Here is a 22987-nt window from a genome sequence, read left to right on the forward strand (position 1 = left end):
CGGATCAGACGTTCTACAGGGTATCTGCCTTTACGACCCAAGGAACTGTCCTGTCATGACCCAGCCTACGCGCGGTGCAATTCATGAATTGTTCACCCTACTCAAACCTTTTCGGCTCGTCGTCGCACTGTCGGTCATTCTGGGTATGGTCGGTGGCCTGAGTGTCACGGTCCTCCTGGCCACCATCAACAACGCGCTGCACTCCGAAACCGGTCTGACCCAAGGCGTGGTCGCGCTGTTCGGTGGCCTGTGTGTGCTGGCGCTGCTCAGCTCGATCTGCTCGGACATCGGCACCAATTATGTCGGCCAGCACATCATCGCCACCCTGCGCAAACAACTGGGCGAGAAAGTCCTGTCGGCACCGATCGAGCAGATCGAACGCTATCGCAGCCATCGCCTGATTCCGGTGCTGACCCACGATGTCGACACCATCAGCGACTTCGCCTTCGCCTTCGCGCCACTGGCCATATCGCTGACCGTGACCCTCGGTTGCATGGGTTATCTGGCGATGCTGTCGTGGCCAATGTTCCTGATCATGGTCGTGGCGATCCTGATCGGCACGGGCATTCAGTACTTTGCCCAAGGGCGCGGGATCAAAGGTTTCTTCGCCGCCCGTGATGCTGAAGACGAACTGCAAAAGCACTACAACGCGATTGCCGAAGGTGCCAAGGAACTGCGCATTCACCGCCCGCGTCGCCAACGCATGTTCAACAGCGGCATCAAGGGCACTGCCGATTTCATCTGCAAGACCCAGATCAAATCGATCAACACCTTCGTGATTGCCAAGAGTTTCGGCTCGATGCTGTTCTTTGTGGTCATCGGTCTGGCACTGGCCCTGCAATCGTTCTGGCCCAGCGCTGACAAAACCGTGATGAGCGGTTTCGTCCTGGTGCTGCTGTACATGAAAGGTCCACTGGAACATCTGGTCGGCACCTTGCCGGTGGTCAGCCGCGCACAGATCGCCTTCCGCCGCATCGCCGAACTGTCGGCGCAGTTCTCCTCGCCCGAGCCGCATCTGTTGCTCAGCGATCAGGGCAAGAAAGCCGAGCCGGTGCAGAGCCTGGAACTCAAAGACGTGCGCTACGCCTTCCCGGCCGTGGGCGACGCCAACCCGTTCACGCTGGGGCCGGTGAATCTGAAGATCGAACAGGGCGACATCGTGTTCATCGTCGGCGAAAACGGCTGCGGCAAGACCACCCTGATCAAACTGCTGCTGGGCCTGTATCCGCCACAGCAAGGCGAAATCCGCCTCAACGGCGAGTGCGTGACCGCCCTCACCCGCGACGATTACCGCCAGTTGTTCACCACGGTTTTTGCCGACTACTACCTGTTCGATGACGTGGTGCAAGGCGATACGCACATTCCCGACGACGCCAACAAATACCTGCAGCGCCTGGAAATCGCCCACAAGGTCAGCGTGCAGGACGGCAGCTTCACCACCACCGACCTGTCCACCGGCCAGCGCAAGCGTCTGGCGCTGGTCAATGCCTGGTTGGAGGAACGCCCGGTGCTGGTGTTCGACGAATGGGCCGCGGATCAGGACCCGACCTTCCGCCGGATCTTCTACACCGAGTTGCTGCCCGACCTCAAACGCCTGGGCAAGACCATCATCGTGATCTCCCACGATGACCGTTACTTCGACGTCGCCGACCAGTTGGTGCGCATGGATGCCGGCAAAGTCAAAACCGCGCTCAACCCGGCCTGACACGCCAACCGCTCAGGGATGGGCTGATCCCGCCTTCACGCGATAGCAGAGTTTTTCGCGGTTGGCGGGATTTTTTTCCGGTTTTTACGCAGTGTTGCGTCTAATTATCATTAACTAATAAAACTGCACTCGCACTTCAGGAGCATCCCGAGCAAATGCAAGCCTTAAAGTTGTCCCGCACCCCTCTGGCTGTAGCCATTTCCCGCCGCAATCCGCGTGGCGCCGTGCTGTCAGGTGCCCTGCTGACGCTGATGCTGTTGGGCAGCGCCCAGGCTCAAGCGACGCCGGTCGACGTCAACGTCCCTGCGCAACCGCTGTCCAGCGCACTGCAACAGCTTGGGCAACAAGCCAACCTGCAGATTCTCTACAGCCCGGAAACCCTGGCTGGCCTGAAATCGAGTGCGGTCTCCGGTCACCTGGAGCCGAAACAGGCGCTGGACAACTTGCTGCTGGGGAGCGGCATGACTTATCAACTGACCGGCAACACCGTTTCGCTGGTGCCGGCGACCGGAGCAGCTGCGGGAAACGCCCTGGAGCTCGGCGCGGTATCGATTTCCGGCAAGGCGCCGGGGTCGACCACTGAAGGCACCGGGCTGTACACCACGTACTCATCCAGTAGTTCGACGCGTCTGAACCTGACACCCAAGGAAACCCCGCAGTCGCTGACCGTCATGACCCGTCAGCGCCTCGACGACCAGCGCCTGACCAACCTCAGCGATACCCTCGACGCCACACCGGGCATCATCGTGCTGCGTGACGGCCAGGGCGCAGAGTCCGACGGTTACTTCTCCCGTGGTTTCGAGATCCAGAACTTCGAAATCGACGGCGTGCCGACCGTCAAGCGCATGGACAACTACACCCAGAGCATGGCGATGTACGACCGTGTTGAAGTGGTGCGTGGTGCCACCGGTCTGATCAGCGGCCTGGGCAGCCCTTCGGCGACCATCAACCTGATCCGCAAGCGTCCGACCGCCGAAGCGCAGGCCAGCGTCACCGCTGAAGCCGGCAACTGGGATCGCTACGGCACCGGCTTCGACGTCTCCGGGCCGTTGACCGAAACCGGCAACATCCGTGGCCGTCTGGTCGGCGACTTCAAGACTGAACAGTCCTGGGTCGATCGCTACAAACAAGATTCGCAACTGATGTATGGCATCACTGAGTTCGACCTGACCGAAGACACCTTGCTGACGATGGGCTTCAGCTACCAGCGCACCGACGTCGACTCGCCAATGCGTTCGGGCCTGCCGACCCGCTTCACCGACGGCTCGCGCACCAACCTCAAACGTTCCTTGAACTCGGCGCAGACCTGGTCTTACAACGACCACGAACAAACCAGCTTCTTCACCTCGATAGAACAGCAATTCGGCAATGGCTGGAGCGGCAAGGTTGAATTGACTCACTCCGAGAACAAATTCGACGAGGTCTTCAACTACGTCAACGGCGGCCTGAACCCTGATGGCAGCGGCACGACCCAACTGCCGGTGCGCTTCTCCGGTACCCCGCGCCAGAACAACATCGACGCCTACCTGACCGGCCCGTTCGGCCTGCTGGGTCGCGAGCATGAGCTGATCGCCGGTGTGACCCTGTCCCAATACTACGAAAACGTGCCGAGCTACGGTGGCTGGAAATACGACTATTCCAACTCCCCTGCCGGCGCCATCGACAACCTGCTGAACTGGAACGGCGACTCGGTCAAACCCGAATTCAACGTCACCGGCAAATCCACCGTCGATGAAACGCAATACGCCGCTTACCTGGCCACCCGCCTGCGCGCCACCGATGACCTGAGCATCCTGCTCGGCAGCCGCGTCGTCGACTGGCATCGCGAGATCGAAGACAAACCGTACGGCGGTGCAGAAACCAAGACCAAGGAATCGGAAACCGGCGTCTACATCCCTTACGCGGGCGTGGTCTACGACGTCAACGACACCTGGTCGCTGTATGCCAGCTACACCAAGATCTTCAACCCGCAATCGTCGTGGGTTCGCGACATCAACAACAAGCCTCTGGACCCGATGGAAGGCACCGGCTACGAAGTCGGCGTCAAGGGTAGCCACTTCGATGGCAAGCTGAACTCCAGCTTCGCGCTGTTCAAGATCGAGCAGGACAACCTGGCGATCTGGATCGACACCCCAGGCGGCAACACCTACAAATCCGAACAGGGCACCACCACCAAAGGTGCGGAATTCACCCTCGATGGTGAACTCGCCGAAGGCTGGCAAGCGTCTGCCGGTTACGCCTACGCGGTCAGCACCGATGCCGATGACCAGCGCATCGTCACCACCCTGCCCCGTCACAGCCTCAAGACCTTCACCAGCTATCGCCTGCCGGGCATTCTGGACAAAGTCACCGTTGGCGGTGGCGTGAACTGGCAGAGCAAGACCGGTGCCGACCTGCACACCTTCCAGCAAGGCAGCTACGCCGTCACCAACCTGCTGGCACGCTACGACATCAGCAAAAACCTCAGCGCCTCGGTCAACCTGAACAACGTATTCGACCGCGAATACCTCAGCTACGCAGGCGACCACGGCATGTACGGCGCACCGCGCAACATCATGACCGGCTTCAAGTACACGTTCTGATTTAACCACCGCAACACAAAAAGCGCCCCGGCCAAACCGGGGCGCTTTTTTTATGGGTAAAGGTTTAACGGACTACAAGGCGTGCGCTTTGAAAGGCATTTCCTTTCGTTGCATAGGAAACGTCCGATTACATAAAAGATGCATCCGCTAAAACCCTCTTTTCGCCGAAAACTCCCGCCTTATCTCCTGTCAGCACCTACAGACGACTCGGATATTTCCCTGAGCACTTCGTTGTAACTTTGATTGGCAGGAAGCAACTGACTGCTTACCCGTTACTTATCGAAAAACAATGCACATTCAAAAGGATATGAATATGCAAAAACCACCGCCGTTCGTATTGACCGAGGCAGTCCACACGACTGCGACAGCGCCTCCTGGCATGCGTATAAATCCCTCAACCGGCACCACGATTCCCAACAGTGGCCGATTCGGCCCGCCGCGAAACACCAGTCGCTATCAGCAAGTGCTGCAACACTTCACCAGCCCGCTGGAAGCGGAATATCAAGGCAAAACCACACACATCCCGTTGACCATCGAAGCGGATCTGGCAGCCGCCCGACAGGAGGTTTCGACCCACCCGCTACCACCGGCGGCATCGCTGATCCGCGAGCTGGGTGTACGCAACACCGTGATTCAGCGCAAGAGCCAGCAACTGCTGTACGAGACCCAGTTGTCCCACGGCTTTTATGGCAGCGATCCAACCGATAAAACAGTTTTCCAGTTCCTTTCCCGCGCGCAGATCGTCGACCCGATTCTCAGCCCCAACGGCCCGGGAATGAACCTGTGGAAACAGTCCTATCGCGCGGCGCTCGAAGCCAGGTTGCTGGCCCAGACCCTCACGGTTCTGCATCAACAACAAGCCAATGTGCACAACTGGCTGACGACCGTGCAGGCCAACGAACAGGCGCAAGCGGCTGCCGCCGAAGCGGCACGTCAGGCCGCTGAACGCGCCAGGATTGCTGCGGAGCAACAGCGGCAACAGGCGTTGGCAGATGCAGCACGTCGCCAACGGGAACAGGAAGAAGCTCAACGCGCGGCAGCCGAACGCGCCCGAGTCGCCGCCGAGCAGCAGCGTCAACAAGCATTGGCCGAAGAGGCTCGTCGTCAACATGAACAGGCAGAGGCTCAACGCGCGGCTGCCGAGCGGGATCGCCTCGCCGCCGAGCAGGCCCTTCTCGCGCGTCAGGCGCAGGCAAAACGTGAGGCAGAAGCCGAGGCTGAACAGGCGCGGATTCAGCGAGACGAGGAAGCACAGCGCCTGAGGGAACAGAGTCAGGCACAGAAAAAAGCCAAAAGGAAAAGGCAGCAGCAGGCGCACCGCGCGGCCCAAGCCGAGGCCAAACTGGCCGCGCAAAACAAACGCCTGCATGAACAATGGCAAGCCGAGAGCGATGCGCGCTGGCAAAGTCCGACGTTCGCCAACGTTGGCTCAATGGCGGCGTTTGACTCAACGTTTAGCGGCACCCTCGGCCACATCGCCACCAGCCAAGCCACCTCACTGGCGCTCAGAACCGCTTTGCGCACAGCCGTTTCTATCTTGAGTGCCGCAGCTGCGCCCGCGCTGGTCGGCTTCGCAGCACTGCTGATTCCCTCCAGGCTGGGCAGCGGTGATCTTTATTCGGCCAGCGTTCCGCTCGCGGAACTCGCTCCCGATCTGAACGCTGTCGACCTGTACGAACGAGCGGCCAACGGCAAAGACGTCGACCTGCCGGCAAGGCTTGGTTCCAGGACGATCGGCAACCGCGTAGAGATTGTCGTCGTCGGTACGGACGGCGTCACGGTACCCGCCAACGTGCCAGTAAGACTGGCCCGCTTTGATGCCGGCAAAAATGTATACGTCTCCGGCGACGCCGAGGCCAAGGGTCCCACCCTGACCTGGACGCCTTTGGTACAGCCGCTGAATCCTTCGACGGCCTTACCGTTCGCCGACACCGATCTGCCGATCTACGAAGGTGCAACGGCCACCCCGCAAGGCGGGCGGGTCGACCCGTTTCCCGAACTGGATCAGTACGGCTTCAGTGGCTTCATCACCGTATTCCCGATCGAGTCCGGCATCCCGCCGACCTTCACGATGTTCAGGGATCGCCGACAGGATCCGGGAATCGCTACAGGGAATGGACAAGTGATATCGGGTAATTGGCTGGGGACGGCGTCAACCCCGGACGGCGCGCCGGTACCCGCGCAGATTGCGGATAAGCTGAGGGGGCGGGAGTTTTCCAGTTTTAAAGCGTTTAGGCGGGCGTTTTGGAAGGCAATGGGACAAGACGAGATGCTAAGTGCGCAATTTACGAAGCTTAGGCAAACGGATATGAGAAAAAAATTAGCCCCTACAGCAGTTCCTCAGGAGCAAGTTGGAAAGCGAGCGAAACTTGAGATCCACCATCACGACCCTATCAGTGAGGGCGGAGAAGTCTACAACATGGACAACCTTAAAGTAATGACACCTAGAGCGCACATCAAAATTCACAAAAAAACAGAAGACCAATGACATGAAGCTTAAAGATCATTTATTTGAATACACGGAAAGTGAATACTTGAAACTGATCGAAAAATTATTTTCAGGCACCTATTCATCAGAAAAAGAACACGATGAAATCGTAGAAAACATCGTTCGGACCTCTGAACATCCTGATGGCACGGGTGTGCTCTACGACCCGAGAGAGGGTGTTGAGGATAGCCCGAATGGAGTGCTTGGTGCGGTCAAGGAATGGCGAGCTGCCAACGGTAAATCAGGTTTCAAACCGGAATAGTCAGTTCCAGCTTAACCCTGTGGCGGGGAAGCTTGCTCCCTCGCCACAGGTTCAATGTTGTACGGCACTGGGAGAGATAATTTTAAAATGGTATTGAAGGCCAAGTTTGAGGAATACACAGAGTCAGAATATGCAGCCTTAATAAATCGTTTGGTGGAGGGAGACTATTCCTCAGAGCGGGAGCACGATGCAATTGTAAATAATATCGTCCGGACTTCAGAGCATCCAAACGGAACAGGGATTTTGTACTACCCGGAAGAAGGCGTTGAAGACAGTCCCGCAGGCGTATTAAAAGCCATCAAAGAATGGCGAGCCGCCAACGGAAACCCAGGTTTCAAACCGGAATAGTCAGTCCTTGAAAAAACTGTTAGCCAAATTAATTTCAAACTACACCACACGAAATAAATATCCAAAAGCGGTGAGATCTACGACATTAAAAACATCGGAGCCACCCCACCAAAACCACACTCTGAAATCCACAAGGAAAAAAATTGAAATGCACAAACCAATTCTTTCCGATTACACCGAAACAGATTTTCTGCGGTTCGTATCCGGAATTTGCAATGCGCAATTTGACTCGGAAAAAGAACAGGTCCGCGCAGTGCTGTTATTTGAAGAGTTGACTGAACACCCCCACGGCTCGGACATGATTTATTACGCCGACTCCGACGAGGAGGCGACCCCGGAAGCGATCGTTAGCAAAGTGAAGGAATGGCGAGCCGCCAACGGCAAACCAGGTTTCAAACCGGAATAGTCAGTTCCAGCATAACCCTGTGGCGAGGGAGCTTGCTCCCGCTCGGCTGCGCAGCAGTCGTAAACCAGAGTTCAAGGTTTGCCTGACGCTCCGCGTATGGCGATTCAGGTCTGCTGCGCAGACCAGCGGGAGCAAGCTCCCTCGCCACGGATTCAATATTGTCCGGTATTGGTAGAGATAATTTGAAAATGGTATTGAAGGCCAAGTTTGAACACTACACAGAATCAGAATATCTCGGCCTTATAAACCGGCTATTCCAAGGAAATTACCGTTCAGAGAAAGAACACGATGACATTGTAGAAAACATCGTAAAAACTTCGGAACACCCGAATGAAATAGACATTCTGTACTATCCCGAAGAAGGCGTTGAGGACAGCGCAGCCGGCGTACTAAAAGCCATCAAAGAATGGCGAGCCGCCAACGGCAAACCAGGTTTCAAACCGGAATAGTCAGTTCCTGAAACAAGCTGTCAGGACCGGCCTCTTCGCGAGCAGGCTCGCTCCTACAGGGACGGATGTTGATGGCCGGATGTGTGGGCGCACACATCAGGCCAGGGCGGATTAGACCGTTTCGGGATACATCACAGTGCGCAGCACAGCCACCAGCTCCTGATAAATTGCCTCCACCTCTTCAGTGACCATGCGCATGCGCAGGAAGTCGTGAACGTGGCCGCTGAATTCGCGGCATTCAAGCAATCCTCCGGTGCTGGCCAAACGTTCGGCGTAGGCGCGGCCTTCGTCCAGCAGCGGGTCGAAGCCTGCCAGGGCGATGTAGGCCGGGGCGGCGCCGGCGAGGTCGTCGCTCAGCAGTGGCGAGAAGCGCCAGTCGCTGCGGTCCTCGATGCTGCGGGCGTAGTGCTGGTAGAACCATTCCAGGGTATCGCTTTCCAGCAGGTAGCCTTCGCCGAGCAAGTCCATCGATTCACGGCGCTGCGAGGCGTCGGTCACCGGGTAGCAGAGCAATTGCAGGCACGGTTTCAGCGCACCGGGGGCGCGCGCCTCAAGCGCCAGCACGGTCGCCAGCGTGGCGCCGACGCTGTCGCCGCCAAACACCAGGCGCGACAGGTCGAGAGCAAATTCACCAGCCTGTTCGCGCAGCCAATCCAGTGCATCGGCACAATCGTGCAATGCCACCGGGAACTTGTGTTCCGGCGCGCGGCGGTAGCCGACCGACAACACTGCACACGGCGTGCGCGCGCAGAACTCGCGGCAGATACCGTCGTGGGAATCGAGGCTGCCGACGACAAAACCACCGCCGTGCAAAAACAGCAGCACCGGCAAGACACCGCCCTTTTGCAACGGACGGTACAGCCGCAAGGTCAGTTCAGCGCCGTCGCGGGCACGGTGTTGCACCTCGCTCACGTCGACATCCGGCACGGCCCAACGCATCTGTTGCGAGGACTGCTCGAACGCCCCACGCGCCTGCTCGGGTGTCCCTTGGTGAAACGCGTCGTTCTGACTGTCTTCGACCAGATCAAGAAACGCCGCTACTTCCGAATTCAATGGCATGCATCACATCCCGGGGCGCTGCGCGCAATGCACACCGCCCCTCTCAAAAAGTTAAAGACCGGCTCAGCGCGCCGACTGTTGCAGGCAATGCTCGACCAGCGCTTCCAGCTCGGCCTGATACTGCTGCATCAAGGTCTCGATGGTGCTTGGGCGGAAGCGACGGGTGCTGTACATGCAGCGCATCGACAGCTTGCCGTCGAACACCTGACCGACGATTTCCAGCCAGTTGCCAAGGTTGGCGTCCAGGCTGTAGACGTCGCCGATGTGCTCGTCCGCCGGCATCAGCATCGCCTGCTCATCAAAGGTCTGGTCGAACTGCCCCAGGTAGTTAAAGGTCAGTCGCGCCTGTGGCAACGCCGCCAGACGCTGTTGCACCGACGCATCGGCCATGTAGCGCAACGCGCCGTAGCCGACGCCCTTCTGCGGCACCGCCGCCAACTGCTCGCGTACCGCCAGAATCGACGCGCCGAAATCCTGCTCGGTCAACGGCGCCAGCCGTACCGGGAACATGGTGGTGAACCAACCGAGCGTGCGGCTCAGGTCCAGCCCTTCGACCAGGTCTTCACGGCCGTGCCCTTCCAGTTGCACCAGCACCGACTCGGCCTCGCTCCAGCGACACAGCACACGACCGAGCGCCGTCAGCAGCAGATCGTTGATCTGCGTGCCGTACACCGCTGGCGCCTGTTTGAGCAACTGCCCGGTACGGGTGGCATCGAGGCCCATGAAGGTTTCTTCGCGGAAACGCACCAGGTTCTTGCCACGCGGGTTGTCACACGGCAGATCCTTGCCCGGCTGATCCAGCTGTGCCAGCCAGTAATCCAGCTCTTGCTCGGCCAGTGCCGGCACCTGCGCCGCGAGGCCATCGGCCCAAGCGCGATAGCTGCTGGTGCGCTGCGCCAGTTGCGGTTCGCGGCCCTGACTGAACGCCTCGTAGGCCAGTTGCAAGTCTTGCAGGAATACCCGCCACGACACCGCATCGATCACCAGGTGATGCACCACCAACAGCAGACGCACCTCGCCGTCCGGCAGGTTCACCAGCAGGCCGCGCATCAGTGGCCCATCGAGCAGGTTGAGGCTGCGCTGGGCCTGGTTGACCAGTGCGTCGAGTTGCTCGATGTCGCTGATCTCCCGTTGCCACAGCAACGGGTTGCGCTCAGCGATGCGCAAGCTGTCTGGCAACGTTTGATAGTGCTGCAACCAGCGGCCCTGGTCCTGATAGAAGCGCAGGCGCAACGAATCATGCTGCTCGAGCATCAACCGCAGCGTCTGCTCCAGTGCCGGAGCATCCAGTGCCTGGCGCGAACGCAGCATCATCGCCTGGTTGAAATGCTGCGGTTCACTCATGTCCTCGGCGAAGAACCACTCCTGGATCGGCAACAGACCAAACGCGCCAGCCTGCGCCACATGACTGCTGTCGGCAGTCTGACTCGAGTGCGCGACCGCTTGCTGGTCGAACAGGTTGCCAATGGTCTGGAAGCGCATCAGGTCGCGCAGCTTGATCTCCAGGTTCAGTTGCGCATGGTTCCGTGCCCGGGAAATCACTTGCAGGCTGAGAATCGAATCACCGCCCAACTCGAAGAAGTTGTCGCTGATACCCACCTGCTCCACTTGCAGCACGTCGGCCCAGATCTCTGCCAGCCAACGTTCCTGCTCGTTGCGTGGCGCCTGATATTGATCGGCGCAGAACTCAGGCTCCGGCAGCGCTTTGCGGTCCAGTTTGCCGTTCGGCGAGATCGGCAGGCGCGCCAGACCAATGATCTGCAGCGGCACCATGTATTCCGGCAACTGTGCGCGCAACAGGGTCTTCAGACGGTCACCGGCGTTGTCGTCGGCGCTGACCACGTAACCGATCAACTGTTTGCCCGAGACGCCGTCACGGGCGATGACCACGGCATCGGTGACGCCGTCCTGAGCGCGCAGGCAGGCTTCGATTTCACCCAGTTCGATGCGGAAGCCGCGAATCTTCACTTGATGGTCGGCGCGGCCGACGTAATCGAGGATGCCGTCGTGACGCAGGCGCACCAGGTCGCCGCTGCGGTACAGACGACCGCCCGGCGCGCCGAACGGATCCGGCACGAAGCGCTCGGCGGTGATGGCCGCACGGCCATGGTAACCACGGGCAACCCCGTAGCCGCCGATATACAACTGCCCGGACAAGTCTTGTGGCAGCGGATTGAGATCGTCGTCCAGCACCCACAGCGAGCGTTGGCCGACCACTCGCCCGATCGGCGCATAGGCGGCAGCGCAGGCTTCATCGTTCGGCGCTTTCCAGAGCATCGGCGTGACCACGGTTTCGGTCGGGCCGTAACCGTTGGTGATGAACTGCGGCTGCAACACGCGGCGCACTTGCGCCAGGGTCTGCTCCGGCACAGCGTCACCGCCCAGGCAGTAAATGCGCACCTTCGGCACGGCCATACCGCTGGCCTCGACGTACTCGGCCACCTGCTTGAGGTAGGCAGGCGGGAAGCAGGCGATGTCGATCGAACGGCTGAGCAAGGCGTGGCTGGTCTGCTCCGGCGTCCACAGTTCATGATCGCGCAGCACCAGGGTGCCGCCGAAGGCCAGGGTGGTCAGCCAGCGCTCATGCGCGCCATCGAAGGCGAACGACATGAAGTGCAATTCGCGGGTGCTGGCGTCCATTTCGTACAGTTCGCGGATCGCCTGGCAATGCATGCTCAGCGGTCCGTGCGTCACCGCAACACCTTTGGGTAAACCGGTAGAGCCCGAGGTGTAGATCAGGTACGCGAGGCTGTCATCACAGGTCTGCACCCGCGGTGCGGTGTGCGGATATTGATTGCCATCGAAATGATCGAGATCGAGCAATGGCAGGTTCGCCGGCAGCGGCAAGCGCTGGCTGGCGGCGCCACGGCTGATCATCTGACGCATGCCGGAGTCTTCGATCATGAAGGCCAGGCGATCAATCGGATAATCGATGTCCAGCGGCACGTAGGCAGCGCCACTTTTGAACACCGCGAGCAAGGCCACCAGCATGTCGAGCGAGCGCTCGAGTGCGACACCGATCAGCATTTCCGGACCGGCACCCGCCGCGATCAAATGATGCGCCAACTGGTTGGCACGGCGCTCGAGTTGCGCATAGCTCAACTGCTCGTCGGCACATTCGGCGGCGATCGCCTCAGGGCGTTGCGCGGCAATCATCGCCGGTAACAGCTCGCGCCGGTGCACCGCCGCCGGTTCTGCGCCCCACTGCTGCAAGGCCTGCCATTGTGGCGCAGCCAGACGTTGCAGATTGCCCAGACGCTCGGTCGGCTGCTGCATCATGCTCTGCAGCAACACTTCCATGGTCTGACGGATCCGCTCGACCGCTTCGACACTGAAGCGATCACGCAGGAACAGGTACTCAATGGAGAACTCTTCGCCCAGATGCACCGCCAGGTCCATCGGGAAGTTGGTCACGTCATGGCTGGCCGAGGTGCCGAAGCGCAAGCCGCCCGGAGCCTGTTCCAGACGCTGGTCAATCGGGTAGTTCTCGAACACGATGATGCTGTCGAACAAGGCTTGCCCGCCCTGCCCCGACCAGCGCTGAATGTCCGCCAGCGGTGCGTGAGCATGTTCACGCAGGTCGAGGTTATAAGCCTGCAGACTGCTCAGCCAGGCGTTCAGCGGCTGTGCCGGATCGAGGGTCTGGATCACCGGCAAGGTATTGATGAACAGGCCCAGCATGCTGCCGGCATTCGGCAAGCCTTCCGGGCGTCCGGCCACGGTGGCACCAAACGCCACGCTGTGCTGCCCGGTGTAGCGCTGCAACAAGAGCAACCATGCGCCTTGAATCAGCGTGTTGGCGGTGATGCCCTGCGCTCGGCAATGCTGCTGCAACAAAGCGGTCTGCTGTGCATCCCAACGGGTGTACAACGCCTGGTGACCGTGCTCGGCGGACTCGTGACGCGGGTGCATCGCCTGGCTCAACGCGGTCGGTTCGACCAGCGTCTGCAAATGGCCGCGCCAGAACTGCTCCAGTTGCGCCGAATCCTGCTGCTGCAACCACGCGATAAAGTCGCGATAACGACCGCTCTCGCCTTCAACCTGACCGGTTGCGTAATGCTGCAGCACCTCGCCGAACAACTGCGAACTGCTCCAGCCGTCCATCAGGATGTGGTGGCTGGTCCAGATCAATTGGTACTTGTCCGCACCCAGACGAATCAGGCGCGTGCGCTGCAACGGCATGCGATCCAGCGCAAAGCCCTGAACGCGCTGCTGGCGGGCGAACTCGGCGAGTTGCGCATCATCCATCGGCGTGTCCAGCGCTTGCAGGTCAACCACGCCCTGTCGGTGGACGATCTGCACGGGTGACGCCTGGCTGTCTTGCCAGTGGAACGACGTGCGCAGAATTTCGTGACGCTGCACCACGCATTCCCACGCGGCACGGAAGCGCTCGATATCGAGGCCTTCCACCGACAGGTTGAGCTGGTTGACGTAGAGATCGTCGCCATCATCGGACAAGGTGTGGAACAGCATGCCCTGCTGCATCGGCGACAACGGATAGATGTCTTCGATGTCCGCGACCGCCACGGGCAAACTGTCCAGACGCGCCTGACTCAGCGCGGCCAGCGGGAAGTCCGACGGCGTCAGGCCGTGGTTGCCCGGAACCACGCAGTGGTCGATCAGCGCCGTCAGTTCACGCCCGTAATCATCGGCCAATGCCTGCACGGTCGCGGTGTCGAACATCTGCTCGCTGAAGCTCCACGACAGGCTCAGCTCACCGCCATACACCTGGCCGTTGACCGACAACCAGTTGCCCAGAGGGGCGCGATCGCTGAGGTCATTGCCGGCACTTTCGCCGGCCGGCAGGAACAGCGCAGCTTCGTCGAACTGGCTGTCGAACTGGCCAAGGTAGTTGAAGGTGATTTTCGGCGTTGGCAGGTCAGCCAAAGCCTCACGCGCCGACACATCGCCCAGATAACGCAAGGCGCCAAAACCGATGCCCTTGTCGGGAATCGCGCGCAGTTGTTCCTTGATCTGCTTGATCGAATCAGCGAGCCCGCTGGCCGGCGTCAGGTGCACCGGGAACACGCTGGTGAACCAGCCGAGGGTGCGGCTCAGATCGATATCGTCAAACAGGTCTTCACGACCATGACCTTCCAGCTGAATCAGCGCCGAGGCATGCCCGCTCCAGCGGCTGATGACACGCGCCAGTGCGGTCAGCAGCAGGTCGTTGACTTGGGTGCGATAAGCCGCCGGGGCCTGTTGCAACAGTTGTTTGGTCAGCTCAGGGGCAAGACGCGTCTGCACACTTTGCGCGTAGCGGTTTTCCAGGCTGCCGCCGGGGCGCTCGCACGGCAACGTGGCGCTCGCCCCCTGCAAGTGCTCACGCCAGAAGGCCTGTTCATCATCGAGGCTGGCGGTGTGCGCCTGCAGGCGTTCGGCCCAGGCTTTGAAGGCGCTGGTCTTGGCCGGCAACGCGACCTCGCGCCCGGCCTGAATCTGGCTGAACGCGGTGTGCAGATCCTCCAGCAGAACACGCCACGAGACACCGTCGACCACCAGGTGATGCACCACCAGCAGCAAACGCTGAGTGTGGTCCGGCAGATCGAGCAGCACACCTCGCAGCAGCGGACCGTCGTGCAGATTGAGGCTGCCCTGGGCCTGCTGACTGGTGGCTTCGATTTCACCCGGATCGGTCAGCGTGCGCTGCCAGAGCAGTGCTTGCGCAGGATCGATCGGGCGGTGAGTGGCTGTCCAGCCGTCAGTCGTTTCACTGAACGACAAGCGCAAGGCATCGTGATGCACAACCAGTGCCTGAAGCACTTGCGAAACGGTGTCGGCGTGCAGGGTCATCGCCGGTTTGAGCAGCAACGACTGGTTCCAGTGATGCCGCTGGGGAATCTCGCTGGCGAAGAACCATTGCTGGAACGGCAGCAACGGCGTCGCGCCGCTGACCGGTCCCTGGTCGATGCTCAGCAGCGTGCCGCCCAGTTGCGCGACTGCCGCCAGTGCCTGCACGGTCTGGTGCTGGAACAAATCCTTGGGCGTGAACTGGATACCGGCCTGCCGCGCACGGCCGACCACTTGAATCGAGATGATCGAATCACCACCCAGCTCGAAGAAGTTGTCCGTGGCGCTGACACGTTCAAGGCGCAGGACATCGGCCCAGATCGTGGCGATGCGTTGCTCCATGTCGTTGCGCGGCGCCACGTAGCTGTTCTGCATCAGGCTGGCATCCGGTGCCGGCAGCGCCTTGCGATCCAGCTTGCCGTTCGGGGTCACCGGCAGTTGCGCCAGCACCATCAAGTGCGCCGGCACCATGTGCGTTGGCAGACTCTCCTTGAGGGCGTTGCGCACGCTGTCGCGCCATTCGCCCAAATGGGCTTCTGCCACCGACTGCGTCGGCACCAGATACGCCACCAGTTGCTTGCCGCTGGGCCCGGCATGCGCCAGCACCACGGCTTCGCGCACGCTGCTCAGTTCCAGCAGACGCGCTTCGATTTCGCCCAGTTCGATGCGGAAACCACGGATTTTCACCTGATTGTCGACGCGGCCCTGATAGTCAAACACGCCATCGGCGCGCTCCCGCACCAGGTCACCGCTGCGATACAGACGACTGCCCGGCGCCCCGAACGGATCGGGTACGAAGCGTTCAGCGGTCATCGCCGGACGATCCAGATAACCCCGGGCCAGCCCGGTGCCGCCCAGGTACAACTCGCCCATCACGCCCTGTGGCAACGCGTTGAGATCAGCGCTGAGCACACAGGTGCTGCGGTCGCCGATACGCGTGCCGATGGGTGCATAGGCCGCGCCGCACTCATCATTGCGTCCGGCCTTCCAGATCAGCGGAGTGACCACGGTTTCGGTCGGCCCGTAACCGTTGATGATGTACTGCGGCGCCAGCGCGGCACGCGCCCGCTCGAAACTGTCGTTGGGCACGGCGTCGCCGCCGAAGCAGTAGATGCGCACTGCGGGCGGCTGACCAACCTGTTCGGCGTGCTCGGCCAATTGCTGCAGGTACACCGGCGGGAACGCCGCCACCGTCACGCCGTGCTGTTGCATGGCGGTATAGGTCTGCTCCGGGCTCCACAGACTGTCGTCACGCAACAACAGCCGCGAGCCATGAGTCAGCGGGGTCAGCCAACGCTCATGTGCGCCGTCGAAAGCGAACGACATGAAATGCAGTTCGCAATCGTCCGGGGTCATTTCATAGCGCTGGCCGATGGCCTGGCAATGCATCGCCAGCGGGCCGTGCGCTACGCACACCCCCTTGGGTTGTCCGGTGGAACCTGAGGTGTAAATCACGTAGGCGAGGTTTTCCGCCTGCACGTCGACCTGCGGCGCAACGTCTGGCCATTCGGCGCTCGACAGCGTGTCCAGGTCCAGTGCGCGCAGACCGGCGCTCAGCGGTAACTGGGTGCGCAGTTGCGAATCAGTGAGCAACAGGGCGATGCCCGAGTCTTCGATCAGATAAGCCAGGCGCTCGCGCGGATAACTGGCATCCAGCGGCACGTAGGCGCCGCCGGCCTTGAGCACGGCGAGCAAGGCCACCAGCATCGATGGGCTGCGCGGCAGGGCTACGCCGACGCGCACTTCCGGGCCGACGCCTTCATTGATCAACACATGCGCGAGGCGATTGGCCTGGGTTTCAAGCGCGGCGAAGGTCAACGCCTGATCGCCACAACGCACGGCCTCTTGTTGCGCCTGCTGCGCCGCAATCACCGCAATGCGCTGATGCACCAGCAACGGGTCGGTGCAGGGTTGCGCACGATTGCTGTCCTGCAAACGGTTCTGCTCTTCACGGCTGAGCAGGGTCAACGCGCCAAGACGCGCATTGGCCGACTGCACGAATTGCTCCAGCAGCGAGGCCAGTTGTGCGTGCAAACGCATAATCGCCTCCTGGCTGAAATTCGCCGTGGCAAAGCTGTAATGCACCGACAGGGTTTCGCCCAGATTGACCCCGACCGTCAACGGGAAGTTGGTTTGTTCACGGGTGTCGACCGCGCCGAAATTCAGGCCCAGCGCTGAGCCTTGCTCCAGCGCTTCGGAGATCGGGTAGTTCTCGAACACCAACAGGTTGTCGAACAGGCCATCGCTGCCCTGCCCCGACCAGCGCTGGATATCGGCCAGTGGCGTGTGTTCGAAATCACGCAGGGCGATGTTGAGTTCTTGCACGGTTTGCAGCCACTGGCTGACCGTCAGTTGCGGTTCCGGACGGGCAATCACCGGCAAGGTGTTGATGAACAGGCCGACCTGCTGCTCGACCCCGGGCAGGTTCGCCGGACGCCCCGACACGGTGGCGCCGAATGCCACGGTCGATTGCCCGGTGTAACGCTGCAACAGCAGCAGCCACGCCGCTTGCACCAAGGTGTTAAGGGTGACTTTTTGCTGGCGGGCAAATTCACTCAGGCGCAACGTGCCGGTGGCGTCGATCCACTGCTGATATTGTTCGATCCCGCCATTTGCGCTCGCCGAACGATCCGCCAGCCCTTGGGCCAGGCGGGTCGGCTCATCAAATTGAGCCAGACGCTCAAGCCAGAACTGCTCGCTGAGCTGACTGTCCTGACGCTGCAGCCAGGCGATGTAATCACTGTAGCGGCCGATGGTCGCTGCAGGCACTTGCCCGGCATAGCGTTGCAACACCTCACCGAGCAACTGCGAATTGCTCCAGCCGTCCATCAAAATGTGATGACTGGTGTAGAGCAGTTCGTGACGGTCTGCAGCAGTGCGCACGACCACCAGGCGTAACAGCGGCACCTCGTTCAGATCGAACGGACGGCTGCGCTCGGCCTCGGCCAGCGCATCCAGCGCCTCACTCGGCTGGCCGCGCCAGTCGTGAACGGTGAACGGCAGCGTGGCCGTGCGTTCGACGATTTGCAGTGGCTGCGCTTGCGCGCCGCCCCAGACAAACCGCGTACGCAGAATGTCATGAGCCTCCAGCGCCGCTTGCCAGGCCTGACGGAAACGCTCGACATCGAGCCCTTCCACCGACACGCGCATCTGGTTGATGTAATCGCCCGAGCCTTGTTCGTACAGGGTGTGGAAAAGCATGCCCTGCTGCATCGGCGACAGTGGATAAACGTTGTCCACCGCTTGCGGATCCGTGATCAGCTGATCGAGCTGCGCCTGGCTCAGGTCAGCCAACGGGAAGTCCGACGGCGTCACGCCGCGGTTGTTCGCCTCACAGCAATGGGCGATCAGCGCATTGAGTTCTTGCGCATAGTCGTCAGCCAGACGCTGGATCGTCGCCTGATTGAACATTTCGTGGCTGAACGACCAGCTGAGGTTGAGCTCACCGCCATAGACCTTGCCGTTGATGTCCAGCCAGTTGGCCAGCGGTGCCAACGAACTCTGTTCACGGCCGGTGCTTTCACTGGCGGGCACGAACAGCGCGGCATCGTCGAACTGGCTGTCGAACTGCCCCAGGTAGTTGAAGGTAATGCGCGGTACCGGCTGCGCTGCGAGGGTCTGCTGCGCGTGTTCATCGCCCAGGTAACGCAAGGCTCCAAAACCCAGGCCTTTGTTCGGCACGCCACGCAGCTGTTCCTTGACCGCCTTGAGCGAGTCGGCCAGGCCCATGGCCGGGGTCAGGCGCACCGGGAACAGGCTGGTGAACCAGCCAACGGTGCGGCTCAGGTCGATGTCGTCGAACAGCTCCTCACGGCCATGCCCTTCGAGTTGAATCAGGGTCGAAGCCTGACCGGTCCAGCGGCAAATCACCCGCGCCAGTGCCGTCAGCAGCACATCGTTGATCTGCGTGCGATAGGCGGCGGGCGCCTGTTGCAACAGTTGGCGGGTCTGATCGGCATTCAGGCGGGTTTCCACACTCACCGCGTGACGGTTTTGCAAGGTTGCCGCAGGGTTGTCGCAAGGCAGATCGGCAGGCGCCTCGCCCAACTGCTCGGCCCACCACGCCAGTTCGTTGTGCAGCTCGCCGGCGGCGAACGTTTGCAGGTGTTGCGCCCAGTCCTTGAACGGGCTGGTCTTGGCCGCGAGTTTGATCGTCTGACCGTTTTGCAGTTGCTCGCAAGCGTTCTGCAAATCTTCCAGCAACACGCGCCAGGACACACCGTCGACCACCAGGTGATGGATCGCCAGCAACAAACGCTGACTGCCGTCGGCCACATTCAGCAGCACGGCGCGCAACAGCGGGCCGTTTTGCAGATCGAGGCTGCCTTGCGCGGCGTCGCACACCGCTTCGATTTCGTCGACGTGCTGCACGCTCGCCTGTTGCAGCAACGGCTGGTTATCCGGCGCACGGTGCGTGGCCGTCCAGCCTTCAGCGCCTTCGCTGAAGCTCAGGCGCAAGGCATCGTGATGCGCCACCAGCGCCTGCAAGGCGCGTTCGAGGACATTGGCATCGACCGCCTGCGATGGTTTGAGCAGCAGCGACTGGTTCCAGCGCTGACGCTCAGGAATCTGCAGTTCGAAGAATCGTTGCTGGAACGGCAGCAACGGCGTGCTGCCAGTGACGGCGCCCTGCTCGATGCTGAACGCTGCCTCGCCACGCTGGGCGACCCGGGCCAGACCTTGCACGGTCTGGTACTGGAACAAATCCTTGGGGGTAATGCGCAGACCGGCCTGACGCGCGCGGCTGACCACCTGAATGGAGATGATCGAGTCACCGCCCAGGGCAAAGAAGTTATCCGTGACGCCCACCTGCTCCAACCCGAGCACGGCCTGCCAGATCTCACACAATTGCCGCTCGCTGTCGTTGCTCGGCGCCAAATAGGTGTGCTGTTCCAGCGCGGCATCAGGTTTGGGCAGGGCCTTGCGATCAAGCTTGCCGTTGGGAGTCAGCGGCAGTTGTTCGAGGAACAGCAAGTGCGCCGGCACCATGTACTCCGGCAGGTGTTCACGCAGGCCGGCCTTGAGTACTTCGCGCAGCCGCGCTTGTTCTTCGGCATTGCCCAGGGCAGCGCTCGGCACGATGTAGGCGACCAGTTGCTGACCGCTCGCGCCTTCCTGCGCCAGCACCGCCAGTTCGCGCACCGCGTCTTGTTGCAGCAGGCGTGCTTCGATCTCGCCCAACTCGATGCGGAAACCGCGCACCTTGACCTGATGGTCGATACGCCCGACGTATTGCAGGTTGCCGTCAGCTTGATAACGCGTCAGGTCACCCGTGCGGTAGAAGCGCTCGCCCGGAGCGCCGAACGGGTTCGGCAGATATTTTTCTGCGGTCAACGCCGGTCGGGCCAGGTAACCGCGGGTGATGCCGGCACCGGCCAGATACAGTTCGGCGGCCACGCCTTGCGGCACCGGTTGCAGCTCGCCATCAAGGACATAGCTGGCGGTGTGCTTCAGTGGCCGACCGATGCTCGGCTGGCCACCGGCCGTGCGCCGGGTCCAGGTCGAATAGGTGGTGTCTTCCGACGGACCGTACAGGTCGAAAACATGCTCGACCGTCGGTTGCGCGTATAGGGTGTCGACCAGCGCTTGCTTGAGCGGCTCGCCGGCCAGATTGATGATGCGCACGCTCGGCGGGATCTCGCCGCTGCGTTGCAGGGCGGCAATCGCCGACGGCACGGTGTTGATCAGCCGCACTTGATCGCGGGCCGGCAGTTGCGGCAATTCCAGCGCATTACGGGCGATGATCAGCGAACCACCGTTGGCCAGGGTGACAAACAGTTCCCACACCGACAGGTCGAAACACACCGAGGTCGAGGCCAGCACGCCTTGAATATCGTCGCGGCTGTACACCGATTGCGACCAGTCGATCAGCGCCAGCACGTTGCGATGCGCAATCGCCACGCCTTTCGGTTTGCCGGTAGAACCGGAGGTGTAAATCACATACGCCAGGTTGTCGGCCGACACCCGCGTGTCCGGCGCATGCGCAGGGTACGCGGTGAAATCTTCGGCGGCGTTGTCCATCAGCAGCACGTCGGTATCGGCCGCGATCGCCAGATTGGCAGCGACCTCTCGTTCGGTCAGCAGGCACAACGCACGGCTGTCTTCGAGCATGTAAGCGACACGGTCGGCCGGATAATCCGGATCAAGCGGCACGTACACCCCCCCCGCCTTGAGTACGGCCAGCAGCGCGACCAGCAGATTCTCCGAGCGCTGCATCGCCACGCCGACCCGCACTTCCGGGCCGACGCCACGCTCGATCAAGGCATGCGCCAACGGGTTGGCCCGCGCTTCAAGCTGGGCATACGTCAGGTGCCGCTCGGCAAAGGTCACCGCGCGTGCATCCGGGGTCTGCGCCGCCTGGCGAGCGATCAACTGGTGGATGCACAGATCGCTGGCAAACGGAGCGTCTACAGGGTTCCAGTCGTGCAGCAAGACCTGCCGTTCACTGGCATCGAGCAACGGCAACTCGCCGACGCGCTGTTGCGCATCGCTGACGATGCCCTTGAGCAACGCCCGCAAGTGCCGGCCCATCCGCTCGATAGACGTCGCCTCAAACAGGTCCGTGGCGTAGATCAGCGAGGCCCACACGCCTTGCGGCGACTCATGGGTTTCCAGAGTCAGGTCGAACTGCGCCGTGAGGCTGTCCCAGTTCACACTTTCAACCGCAAGCCCCGGCAATTGCATGGCCTGATTGGCCTGCCGCGCGCCGCTCTGATGGTTGAACATCACCTGGAACAACGGGCTGCGGCTGAGGCTGCGTTCCGGCGCCAGGGCTTCGACCAATTGCTCGAACGGCAGGTCCTGATGCGCCTGCGCGCCCAGCGCCGTTTGCTTGGCCTGGGCCAACAGAGCGCTGAACGGCATGCTGCTGTCGAGGCTGGCGCGCAGGACTTGGGTGTTGACGAAAAAGCCGATCAACCCTTCGGTTTCCGCGCGGTTGCGGTTGGCAATCGGCACGCCGATGCGAATGTCATCCTGACCGCTGTAGCGATGCAGCAAAGTCTGGAACGCCGCCAGCAACAACATGAACATCGTCACGCCTTCACGGCGCGCGAGGTCCTGCAAGCCTTTGCTCAACGCCGCGTCCAGTTGCAGATCCAGACGTGCGCCGCGATAGCTTTGCACCAGCGGGCGCGGATGGTCGGCCGGCAGTTCCAGCACGCCCGGATCCGAACCCAGGTGTTCGACCCAATAGCTCAGTTGCCGCTCGCGCTCACCGGCGTCCATCCAGCTGCGTTGCCACTGGGCGAAATCGGCGTACTGAATCGGCAACGGTGCCAGCGTGGCCGGCGCGCCCCGACTGAACCCGGCATAGAGTTCGATCAGCTCGCCGACCATCACTTGCATCGACCAGCCATCGGAAATGATGTGATGTTGCACCATCACCAGAACGTGATCGTCCGGTGCCAGTTGCAACAGGCAGACTCGCAGCAACGCATCCTGTTCAAGGTCGAACGGGCGGGCGATCTGTGCTTCGATGGCCGCGCGCAAACGCGGCTCATCGACTTCGCCTGCCAGTGGGTGAACCTCGATCTGCAAGGCATACGGCGCCTTGATCAGTTGAATGGCCTTGTCCTGATCACCTCGGGCAAACCCGGTGCGCAGACTTTCGTGACGCTCGATCAGCGTATCGAAACTGCGCTGCAGTACCGCCATGTCCAGGGCGCCGCGCAAGCGCAACGCCGTGGGGATGTGGTACGCCGCGCTGTCCGGCTCCATCTGCCAGAGAAACCACTGCCGCTCCTGGGCATAAGACAACAGCAACGGTTCACCTTCGGTGCGCCGGAAAATCGGCGCGATGCCATAAAGGTTAATGCCCTGTTTGCCCAGTAGAATCGCCAGCGCCTTGCGTTTCTCGGGAGAAAGCGCGCCTACCGATTCAATCAACTGCTGCATGC

The 22987-nt window shown here is 61.1% G+C and carries 9 protein-coding genes; 7 read left to right on the top strand and 2 right to left on the bottom strand.

Going from position 1 to position 22987, the window contains the following annotated elements:
- Positions 1-55 precede the first annotated feature (55 nt).
- From JFT81_RS10145 to JFT81_RS10175, 7 genes are all read left to right on the top strand, one after another.
- The gene (locus JFT81_RS10145; RefSeq protein WP_201227206.1) at positions 56-1705 is read left to right on the top strand and encodes a cyclic peptide export ABC transporter; all 1650 of its coding nucleotides are present in this window, start codon (positions 56-58) and stop codon (positions 1703-1705) included.
- Positions 1706-1956: 251 nt separating this feature from the next.
- Positions 1957-4287, top strand: a complete 2331-nt coding sequence (locus JFT81_RS10150) for a TonB-dependent receptor (protein WP_242485612.1) — start codon at positions 1957-1959, stop codon at positions 4285-4287.
- A gap of 313 nt (positions 4288-4600) precedes the next feature.
- The gene (locus JFT81_RS10155; protein ID WP_201227208.1) at positions 4601-6775 is read left to right on the top strand and encodes an S-type pyocin domain-containing protein; all 2175 of its coding nucleotides are present in this window, start codon (positions 4601-4603) and stop codon (positions 6773-6775) included.
- Between the two features lies 1 nt (position 6776).
- On the top strand, positions 6777-7037 hold the full coding sequence (locus JFT81_RS10160; protein ID WP_201227209.1) for a bacteriocin immunity protein: 261 nt from the start codon (positions 6777-6779) through the stop codon (positions 7035-7037).
- A gap of 87 nt (positions 7038-7124) precedes the next feature.
- A complete protein-coding gene (locus JFT81_RS10165; RefSeq protein WP_201227210.1) occupies positions 7125-7385 on the top strand; it encodes a bacteriocin immunity protein in 261 nt (86 codons plus the stop codon).
- Between the two features lie 148 nt (positions 7386-7533).
- Positions 7534-7791, top strand: a complete 258-nt coding sequence (locus JFT81_RS10170; RefSeq protein WP_201227211.1) for a bacteriocin immunity protein — start codon at positions 7534-7536, stop codon at positions 7789-7791.
- A gap of 188 nt (positions 7792-7979) precedes the next feature.
- Positions 7980-8240: a bacteriocin immunity protein gene (locus JFT81_RS10175; protein WP_201228080.1), complete on the top strand. Its 261-nt coding sequence runs from the start codon at positions 7980-7982 to the stop codon at positions 8238-8240.
- 111 nt (positions 8241-8351) lie between these two features.
- On the opposite strand, the gene JFT81_RS10180 is transcribed toward JFT81_RS10175, so the two are convergent.
- Together JFT81_RS10180 and JFT81_RS10185 are read right to left on the bottom strand one after the other, a co-directional pair.
- Positions 8352-9299, bottom strand: coding sequence for an alpha/beta hydrolase (locus JFT81_RS10180; RefSeq protein ID WP_201227212.1), 948 nt, complete (start codon positions 9297-9299; stop codon positions 8352-8354).
- Between the two features lie 63 nt (positions 9300-9362).
- The gene (locus JFT81_RS10185; RefSeq protein WP_201227213.1) at positions 9363-22985 is read right to left on the bottom strand and encodes a non-ribosomal peptide synthase/polyketide synthase; all 13623 of its coding nucleotides are present in this window, start codon (positions 22983-22985) and stop codon (positions 9363-9365) included.
- Positions 22986-22987: the final 2 nt, after the last annotated feature.

The sequence above is a fragment of the Pseudomonas sp. TH43 genome (genome assembly GCF_016650635.1).
Classification (GTDB): Bacteria; Pseudomonadota; Gammaproteobacteria; order Pseudomonadales; family Pseudomonadaceae; genus Aquipseudomonas.

Coding starts and splice junctions, on each gene's coding strand:
- JFT81_RS10145 (WP_201227206.1), top strand. CDS start 56: ATGACCCAGCCTACGCGCGGTGCAATTCATGAATTGTTCACCCTACTC.
- JFT81_RS10150 (WP_242485612.1), top strand. CDS start 1,957: ATGCTGTTGGGCAGCGCCCAGGCTCAAGCGACGCCGGTCGACGTCAAC.
- JFT81_RS10155 (WP_201227208.1), top strand. CDS start 4,601: ATGCAAAAACCACCGCCGTTCGTATTGACCGAGGCAGTCCACACGACT.
- JFT81_RS10160 (WP_201227209.1), top strand. CDS start 6,777: ATGAAGCTTAAAGATCATTTATTTGAATACACGGAAAGTGAATACTTG.
- JFT81_RS10165 (WP_201227210.1), top strand. CDS start 7,125: ATGGTATTGAAGGCCAAGTTTGAGGAATACACAGAGTCAGAATATGCA.
- JFT81_RS10170 (WP_201227211.1), top strand. CDS start 7,534: ATGCACAAACCAATTCTTTCCGATTACACCGAAACAGATTTTCTGCGG.
- JFT81_RS10175 (WP_201228080.1), top strand. CDS start 7,980: ATGGTATTGAAGGCCAAGTTTGAACACTACACAGAATCAGAATATCTC.
- JFT81_RS10180 (WP_201227212.1), bottom strand. CDS start 9,299: ATGCCATTGAATTCGGAAGTAGCGGCGTTTCTTGATCTGGTCGAAGAC.
- JFT81_RS10185 (WP_201227213.1), bottom strand. CDS start 22,985: ATGCAGCAGTTGATTGAATCGGTAGGCGCGCTTTCTCCCGAGAAACGC.